Raw genomic sequence first — 8,071 nt, forward strand, 5'->3', positions numbered from 1 at the left:
GCCCATCGCCCCAGGCAGGGCCAGCACCGACCCAGCCCCTGCGCCGTGAAGACGTGGTCACGCAGCAGCCAGTGCCCGGTACCAATCCGCCGGAATATGAGGACGTGGTAACCGAACTCGGCGACACCGATGACGAGTGGGCCGAAAAGCAGTCCACCTACACCGCCGCGCTGGCCACCCACAACATCGCCGCGCAGCAGGACGCCGAGGCCATGGCTGCCTTCGACGCGGCGCTGGAGGTCGAGCGCCAGAAGGTCGACCGCATCGCCATCGCCGGCCGCGTGCCGGTCAACGTGCAAGGCGCCCAGCCGGGCGACTACATCGTGCCGGTGCAGGACGGTGCCGGCATCAAGGGCATTGCCGTGCACGAGGATGACCTCAGCATGAAGCAGTACTTGCGCGCGGTCGGCCGCGTGATTTCGATTGAACCGGACGGCCGGGCCTATGTGATGGTCAAGGTCGTGTAGCACAGCAGCACTCCACCACAAACCCGCTTCGGCGGGTTTTTTCATTTCCACCATCAGAAAAATACTGTCTCACCTTTCCCTAGAAATGAGACAGCCATGCTCGTAATGTCAGCGCTAGCCGCTGCTCTAGAGCAATCCACCCACATACCCAACCCGAAAGGCCAATATGGCTGAACCTGCAAGCAGCACCGTCGGCATTGCAATCGCCGCCGGCACCATCACCCTGACCGGATCCATCCTGGGCGTGCAGTATGACGCGCTGCTGGCCGGCCTGGCTGGCGGCCTAGTTTCGCTGTCCTACCTGCCGCCCATGCGCGGCCCGCAGATCGCCGGCAGCGTGATCGGCTCCTCGCTGATCGCCGGCTGGTTCGCGCCGGTGGCCAGCGTCACCGCAGCGAATTATTTTCCATTCCTGTCGAGCGCCGGCGAATCGGGTATCCGCATCGCCGCCGCAGCGGGCCTGGGCCTGTGCGCCCAGGTCATCATCCCGGCCGCATTCGCCTGGTTGCGCAAGAAAGGAGACGTGCCATGAACATTTTGTATTTGATCGACATGGCGGCGGCGGCCATCGTGTTGGCGCGAGGGCTGTTCGTCGAGCTCAATCACATGCGGCCTGGCACGGGCAGTCCTATCCGCATCACGTGGATAGCGCTCACGGCCGGTGCCGCCGCCGTGCTGCTGTTCGGCGTGACACCGGCCTGGCCCGAGGTGCTGCTCCATTGTGGCATCGCTGCGCTAGTCTGCGTCGACCGGCGCTCATCGTTCTGGAAGGGATCGTCATGCAACTGAGTAAAAATTTCTCGCTGGCCGAACTGACGGCCTCCGACTGGGCGGCGCGCCATGGTGTCGACAACGCGCCGCCGGCCGTCGTGCTGGCCGAACTGCAGCGCACGGCCGAGCTGCTGCAGCGCATCCGCAATTACCTGACGGCTTGCGCCGGCATCGACACGCCGCTGACCAATATCAGCGGCTACCGCTCGATTCCGGTAAATCGGGGCGTCGGCAGCAGCGATGGTAGCGACCATGTGCGCGGCTGCGCGGCTGACTTCAAGGCGCTGCGCATGACGCCGTACCAGGTATGCCAGGCGCTACTGCCCAAGCTGGACGAGTTCGGCATCGGCCAGATCATCAACGAACTGACCTGGGTGCATGTCAGCACGCGCATGGTGGCCAAGCCGATCAATCGCATCATCACCATCGACCGCCACGGCCCGCGCGCTGGCATCTTGCAGGTGCGGCCGTGAGCGCCTTGGGCGCGTTGGTGGCCGGCGCCGTCAGCGGAGTCTGGAAGGCGGCCGCCATCGTCCTGGCCGCCGCGCTGTTACTGGTGGCCAGCTCCACCGGCACCGGCTGGTGGCTGGCCGCCGGTGACCGTGACGCCACGCGCGCTGCGCTGGTGCTGGAGCAAGGCGTTAGCGCGCAGCTGCGCAGCTCGATCATCGAGCAAAACCGCGCCATCGATGGCATGGCCAAGGCAACCCTGGCGGCGCAGGAGCGCGGCGCGGCGGCACGGGAGGCGGCCGCTGCCAAGGGTAAGAAGTATGACGCCGCCCTGGCGCAGGTCGCTGGCGCGCGTGCCACGACCTGCGACGAGGCCATGCCGGCCGTCAGGCTGTTGCTGGAGGGCGTGCGATGAGATGGATGCTTGTATTGCTGCTTACCGGCTGCGGCAGCGCGCCACTGGCGCCGCAGCGGGGCGAAGTTCCCGTCTTTACACCATGTGTAAAGGTGGTGCCGCAGCGGCCGGCCTATGAGTTCGACAAGCTGACGCCAGCGGCAACGGATGGCGAGATCATCCTGGCACTAGCGCGGGACTGGCCGCGCGGGCGGGAATACGAGGGTGAGCTGGAGGCGATTATCGAGGGCTGTCTTAGCGTCGTAAGCACGCCTTCTGTGCAAGTGCTGGACCTGCCGCCCCGGCCGGCGGCGCAGGCGCCGAAAGAGGCGCTGCAGCCGATCCCGCCGGCGGGCTACTTCCTGACGCGGTGGCGCGAGATATTCAAGCCTTGATCCTGCAAACGGAAGAGGTGGCTGCAACGGGGCGGGCGTGTCAGGCGTTTGTGACGGCAAGTGGCTTGATAGGATGGTAGAAATTTCTGCGGCATTTTGGGGCTAATTTAATCCCTGGACATCCAAACCTGAAACGGAATTACAAAGAAGCTGCGGACGCTATCGATAAATGGTTTTGATGGATAGTCGATAGCTTCTTGCCCCTTTTTTGATCGAATTCTGTTGGCTAACTCATGTATGTCGCTAACTTCTTTTCCGTCTAAAAAATTCCCTTTAACTCCCCCCATCATTGATGCAGAATCAATGGTATCAAGGTCGTTAAAATATACTTTTAGTTGCGGTCGACTCATGTACAAGGTTTGTTTGTACATCGAATCCTTGACTGTAAGCTCGCTCTTCGCATCCCAATCGACGTCAACAAAGGCAAGAATAGAGCACCAAATACAATAAATAGCGAAGACAGTTATTAATCTTTTCATTTCCCTATTGTTTTTCCGAGAGATTGAATTTCAATATTTATCTATTGAAATATGGTTAAGTAATACGGGCAAGTATAGCAAATTGCCAACAAGAAATAATCACACATTGTCACGAAGCGCGATCAGCGCCGCCAACCTCTCACCCAGCGCCGCCCAAGCCGCCCGCTTCTCGTCCGCATAGTCGTGCAGCATGTAGTGCCTGCGCACCTTGCTGCCCGGCAGCACATGGTTTTGGCAACGGTCGATCAGCTCCAGTGATATGCCCAGCGCCTGCATCATCGTCGCGCCCGTCCGGCGCAGGTCGTGTGGCGTCCAGGCCCCATTCTTCCCACCACCCAGCACCAGAGTATCGTCGCTGCGTCGATTCCTCAGTGGCGCGCGCGGCGTGCCATCCTTGTTTTTCTTGAACATGGACTGGCGGTCGCCGACCTGCTTGCTGATCGACTTACCCTCGATGTTGGCGTCGTTGTTCCGCGCTGGAAAGCACCAGGCGCTGCGGCCAGTGCGCGCGTGCAACTGCTGGAACTGGTCCAGCGCGAACGCCGACAGGTAGACGGTCAGGTCGGCTACGTTGTCCTTGACGTTTTCTTTCGGGATGAACCAGGTGCCGGCGGCCAGGTTGACGTGCTCCCAGCGCGCCTTTGCTGTCTCGCCGACGCGGCACATGGTCGACAGCATGATCCAGATGGCGCGCTCGGTCGTCGCCTCTAGGGGCTGCTGCACGATGCGCTTGTTTGGCGCGGCGTCGTAGTCCGTGTGCATCCTGGCGATGATGGCGTGCAGCTCGCGGATCTCGTCGGCCGACAGGATGCGATCCCGCATATTGTCGAGGTCATAGTCGGGGCTGACGATCTTGTCGATTTCGATCAGTTCCATCGGATCGCCGTCGACCAGTAGCTTGCGCCAGGGCTGCCGCTTGCGGGCCCAGGCGAACATTTGCGTCAGGCTGTTCCGCTGCATCACGGCCGACCTGTTGACGCCTCGCTCGACCATAGCGCGAAGCACGCCGCGCAAATGGTGCTCGGTCACGTCCTTGATGGCCACGGCGCCTATGGCTGGGAGCACGTCGGCAGCGAACATGCGCTTGAGCATGGCGTTGCCGTCCTTGCGGCGCACGCCGTCAGTTATCCATGCGTCGAACATATCTTGGACGGTCAGGCTGGCCGCCTTATTAATTGCTGCGGCCGCCTCCTGCTCTGCAATCGCCTCGGATTTTATCCGCTCCACAGTTGCCCGTTGCTCTTCCTGCTGAACCTGAATATCGACACCAGATCGGGCCATCGCGCGCACCTTGGCAGCCTCTTCACGCGCGTCGGCCAGAGACATATAGCCATCGCTGGTGGTCGTGCCGAAGGGGCGTGCGAGGCGCATTTCACGCTGCTTACCGTCAATCACATATTGGACTACCCATGTTTTCACGCCGTTGATTGCTATGCGGAGCTGCAATCCGGTATCCACGTTCTGCTTGTATGACTTGTCTTTCGGCTTGAGCGCCGCCACTTGGTTCGCCGTCATTTTTGCCATATCGTTTCCGTGCCTTAACCGTGCCTTAAATAGTATTGGTTGCTAGTGTATCTCCTCGTATGTCATCGTACAAACATATTTTCTAAGTTATTGATTTATAACGATTATTTATTTTTGATTTGACATTGGCGTGCATGCCCGTACATCGTTTTTTCACATGGGGTGCATGGGGTCAGAAGTTCGAATCTTCTCGTCCCGACCAATAGAATCAAAGACTTAGGCCAATCTTCGGATTGGCCTTTTTCTTGTCTGTGAGTTTTTGCCCCTGCATTTACCCCTACGAAAACATGGGCTTGTTTGCAATCATTTGGTATAGGTTGAAACAGGTTTTTCCTACTGACGATTCTTTCTCAAGCCCGAGCGTGTTCGTTTGCTGGCCGAATTAACCCGGCCGACTTGACGCCCCTCTACGTCCTCGCGAACGCCGCGATCCTGTCGTAAACCAGGCAAAAGTGATCTGACGCTGCCTAGACCATTGAATGACGACCAAACCAACAGCTGGCGTCAGTTCTTTGCGCGGCAGGGGAGCCGCGTTTCAGATGCCAGCATTCTCCACCAGCTGATATTTCTGATGTAATGCCGGCCGATATTGATGAGTTTAACCATGCGATGGGAATTGGCCCAGTTGCAAGAACAAACCGAACCAGTCCTCCATGTGCCAGGTGGTGGTGATTAGGCCGGTGGCTACGGTGTGAAATTCGTGCAGGCGGAAGCTCACCTTTTTGCCGGTTGGCGCAATGCCGAACAGCTCGCCCAGATGAGTACCGCTGAGCTCGGCACGCACGCCAACCTTGCCCGGCTCTTGAACCATGTCGTGGATAGTGATGTGCACGTCCGGGAACGCGGCAACAACCATGCGAATGATGGGCTTGATGCCGGCTGGACCGGATCCTTGGCCTGGCGCCAGCGGAATATCCTGCCACTCCGGTGCGAGGATCGAATCCACGATATCTGGCTTTTGCTCGTTAAACGCGCGATACAGCGTTTCAACTGCGATGCGTTCGGTGCGTAATTGCGAGGACAAGTCTATATTTGACGTATTCATGAGAGTAATTAGTTTAGTTGCTTGAGCAGGAATCAGTATGGTGTAGCGCCCAAGAGCAATTTTGCAGCTATCTCGGCAACACGCGAGCCGTAAAGACGCGCGGTTTCCAAGTCGCCTGAAGACATTTCTTCGGGTGCCGCATCGGCCGGCGACAGCGCCATCGGCCCGAGGAAGGACCCCATACGATTGATGTCATCTCGTTGAGAGGCCTTTGTATTGGACGATTTCATTCCCACGCCCACCCAGATACCGCGATGTTGTGCGGCAAGCAGGCTGAAATACTGCAGCGTCGCCAGTTTGTCTCCATTGACGCTGGCGCTATTAGTGAATCCCCCAAAAACTTTGTCCTTCCAAAGATCTGCGAACCATGGTTTGGACGAAGCGTCCGCGAATTTCTTGAATTGCCAGCTAGGTCCGCCCATATAGGTGGGCGATCCCAAAATGATGAAATGTGCTTGATCGATTTCCGCCCATGCCTGGTCGGACAGATTCCCATCTGCATCGATTTGCAACGAGCTTGCTCTCGCGCCTGTCGCAACGGCATCCGCCACCCGCTTAGTGTGGCCATAGCCCGAATGGAAAATAACGACACCTTTTAATTCCGAAGAATGCATGCTCATGATAAAAACCTTAATGTTAAGTAATGTGATTCGCTAGCTTTAGCGGACGTCAGAAAAAACGGAAACCACAACGCTGCGATAAGTGTGCTTTTGCAGTTGCTTTAAGCTGCACTCTGCGCGTCGCTCAGAGATCAACGGCGGCCTCGTTCGCATTTACTGTTGGAATAGGCACGCCCGTCATGATTTGGGTGCCAGCGGGCATACGCGTAGGAGAGTTGCGCTCAAGCATCCACCCGGGATACTCAGGCGTGAGCTCGCTGACGCTATCAAGCAAGTCGAGGTCATCAGCATCGAATTGGAGCTTTACGGCACTTAAATTCTGCTCCAGCCAAGATTTTTTAAAGCCGGCCCCAGCATTCGCTCGGACTGGCCCTGCGTGTAAACATCAGCGGTATCGAAGAAGTTGACCCCGGCAGCGATGCATTGTTCAACGATGCTATCTGCCGTCAGCTGATCCATCCCCGCAATATCGTGATACAGGCCTTCTTGTCCCGAAGGTCCGAAGGTCATGGTGCCGAGACAAAGCTCGGACACGAACAGTCCAGTGTTTCCCAGTTACTTATAGAGCATTGCGACCTCCAACATTCGTGGGAGCAACCCTTTGCTCCAGTAGAGTTAACTATGCCCTGTGCGACTTTTGCTATAAAGTACTCCAATCAAAACCCATTGTTACCCTAAAAAATTACAATGCAAAATCTTGAGGCGCTGGCAATCTTTGTTCGCATTGCAGAAATGGGCAGTTTCACTCACGCCGCAGAGAGTCTCGGCATCCAGAAAGGACGCGCATCGAACGTGGTGCGTGAACTGGAGGCTCAGATGGGCGCCCGTTTGCTGCACCGCTCAACCCGGATAGTGCAGTTGACTGAGGATGGCCGCAGCTTTTACGCGCGCGCACGTGCATTGCTTGCCGATGCTGAGGACCTAAGCGCGATGTTCGCCGCGAGCGAGGCCCCGCTCAGCGGCCGTCTCCGCATCGATCTGCCTACTGAATTTGCTCGCTCCACGGTAATGCCGGCGTTGCCCACGTTCATGGAGAGATACCCCGGAATCGAGCTGGAGTTATCCAGCACTGACCGGCGCGTTGATTTGATTCAGGAAGGCATGGATTGCGTCCTTCGCGTTGGTGGCATCGTTGACGAGACCCTCGTTGCGCGGACGCTTGGCACCTTGCGGATGGTGAATGCCGCGAGTCCAGCCTACCTAGCGCGGTACGGCGTTCCGCACACGCTGGAAGACCTGTTGGCGCAGGGACATCGCATGGTGCACTACACCCCAACACTGGGCAGTCGGACGCTTGGTTGGGAATATCCAACAGGTCAGACCTATGCTGTGCTTGCACTTCCAGGATCGCTCAGCGTCAACAACGTGCAGACATACCATGGCGCCGGCCTGGCGGGGCTTGGGCTGATTCAGGCCGGCCTTTCGAGCCTTCAGCCTTTCCTTCGCAGTGGCGAGCTAATAGAAATTCTGCCTGATTTGCGGCCAAAATCCTTGCCAGTATCTATCGTGGTAGCACACCGACATAACCTGTCACGCCGGGTACGCCTCTTCGTCGAGTGGCTTGAGAACATCCTGATGCCTTACCTGGACCGGTAGTCACGGCGGACTGCGATTGCTATCGCATCTAGTTTTCCCTGTTCGCTTGGCTTATTGAGTCACACACTTAACTGTGTGTGGTCCGACCAACTTTATTTGCTCTACTAACGACCCACATCATTTGCCGTGAATCATAACCTTACGGCTTCGCTCCCGACGCAGCTAGCCAATGTAAAACCGGGTGGCCTCGCAGTAAGTGAGGTGTACTGTCAATTGAGGTGTACTGTCAATAGCGGACACTCTTGTTTCAAGCCGCCTGTGGTTGTTTGCTGAATTTTTCAGCAAACAACGCGGGCGGAACATTGCCGAGGCGCGAGTGGCGCCGCTGGC

11 protein-coding genes and 1 pseudogene are annotated in these 8,071 nt (G+C 57.7%); 7 read left to right on the forward strand and 5 right to left on the reverse strand.

Annotated elements, in window-relative coordinates:
* The 6 genes from ACQ4WP_RS28480 to ACQ4WP_RS28505 form a co-directional block, all read left to right on the forward strand.
* Positions 1 to 467 (forward strand): hypothetical protein (locus tag ACQ4WP_RS28480; RefSeq protein ID WP_436526565.1); only part of this gene is annotated, 467 nt, incomplete at its 5' end.
* 166 nt (positions 468 to 633) lie between these two features.
* A complete protein-coding gene (locus ACQ4WP_RS28485) occupies positions 634 to 999 on the forward strand; it encodes a hypothetical protein (RefSeq protein WP_071077676.1) in 366 nt (121 codons plus the stop codon).
* Positions 996 to 1,256 (forward strand): hypothetical protein, encoded by a 261-nt coding sequence (locus ACQ4WP_RS28490; RefSeq protein WP_426074855.1) that lies wholly within the window; start codon positions 996 to 998, stop codon positions 1,254 to 1,256. The genes ACQ4WP_RS28485 and ACQ4WP_RS28490 overlap by 4 nt, the downstream gene beginning before the upstream one ends.
* The gene (locus tag ACQ4WP_RS28495; RefSeq protein ID WP_436526567.1) at positions 1,247 to 1,711 is read left to right on the forward strand and encodes a D-Ala-D-Ala carboxypeptidase family metallohydrolase; all 465 of its coding nucleotides are present in this window, start codon (positions 1,247 to 1,249) and stop codon (positions 1,709 to 1,711) included. The genes ACQ4WP_RS28490 and ACQ4WP_RS28495 overlap by 10 nt, the downstream gene beginning before the upstream one ends.
* A complete protein-coding gene (locus tag ACQ4WP_RS28500) occupies positions 1,708 to 2,103 on the forward strand; it encodes a hypothetical protein (RefSeq protein ID WP_436526569.1) in 396 nt (131 codons plus the stop codon). Before ACQ4WP_RS28495 ends, ACQ4WP_RS28500 begins: the two co-directional genes overlap by 4 nt.
* Positions 2,100 to 2,477 (forward strand): hypothetical protein, encoded by a 378-nt coding sequence (locus ACQ4WP_RS28505; protein WP_436526571.1) that lies wholly within the window; start codon positions 2,100 to 2,102, stop codon positions 2,475 to 2,477. The genes ACQ4WP_RS28500 and ACQ4WP_RS28505 overlap by 4 nt, the downstream gene beginning before the upstream one ends.
* A 107-nt stretch (positions 2,478 to 2,584) precedes the next feature.
* On the opposite strand, the gene ACQ4WP_RS28510 is transcribed toward ACQ4WP_RS28505, so the two are convergent.
* The 5 genes and pseudogenes from ACQ4WP_RS28510 to ACQ4WP_RS28530 all read right to left on the reverse strand — a co-directional run.
* Entirely contained in the window at positions 2,585 to 2,848 is a 264-nt protein-coding gene (locus tag ACQ4WP_RS28510; RefSeq protein WP_436526573.1) for a hypothetical protein, read from the reverse strand.
* A 207-nt stretch (positions 2,849 to 3,055) separates the two neighbouring features.
* Complete coding sequence (locus ACQ4WP_RS28515) at positions 3,056 to 4,480, reverse strand: tyrosine-type recombinase/integrase (RefSeq protein ID WP_436526575.1); 1,425 nt, start codon at positions 4,478 to 4,480, stop codon at positions 3,056 to 3,058.
* Between the two features lie 598 nt (positions 4,481 to 5,078).
* On the reverse strand, positions 5,079 to 5,525 hold the full coding sequence (locus ACQ4WP_RS28520; RefSeq protein ID WP_436526576.1) for an ester cyclase: 447 nt from the start codon (positions 5,523 to 5,525) through the stop codon (positions 5,079 to 5,081).
* Between the two features lie 32 nt (positions 5,526 to 5,557).
* Positions 5,558 to 6,145, reverse strand: coding sequence for a flavodoxin family protein (locus tag ACQ4WP_RS28525; RefSeq protein ID WP_436507323.1), 588 nt, complete (start codon positions 6,143 to 6,145; stop codon positions 5,558 to 5,560).
* A gap of 318 nt (positions 6,146 to 6,463) precedes the next feature.
* Positions 6,464 to 6,700: pseudogene (locus ACQ4WP_RS28530) on the reverse strand (aldo/keto reductase); the annotation flags it as partial.
* Positions 6,701 to 6,832: 132 nt separating this feature from the next.
* Here ACQ4WP_RS28530 and ACQ4WP_RS28535 point away from each other — a divergent pair.
* Positions 6,833 to 7,741 (forward strand): LysR family transcriptional regulator, encoded by a 909-nt coding sequence (locus ACQ4WP_RS28535; RefSeq protein WP_436526578.1) that lies wholly within the window; start codon positions 6,833 to 6,835, stop codon positions 7,739 to 7,741.
* Positions 7,742 to 8,071: the final 330 nt, after the last annotated feature.

Source organism: Janthinobacterium lyxosi (assembly GCF_051380665.1).
GTDB lineage: Bacteria > Pseudomonadota > Gammaproteobacteria > Burkholderiales > Burkholderiaceae_D > Janthinobacterium.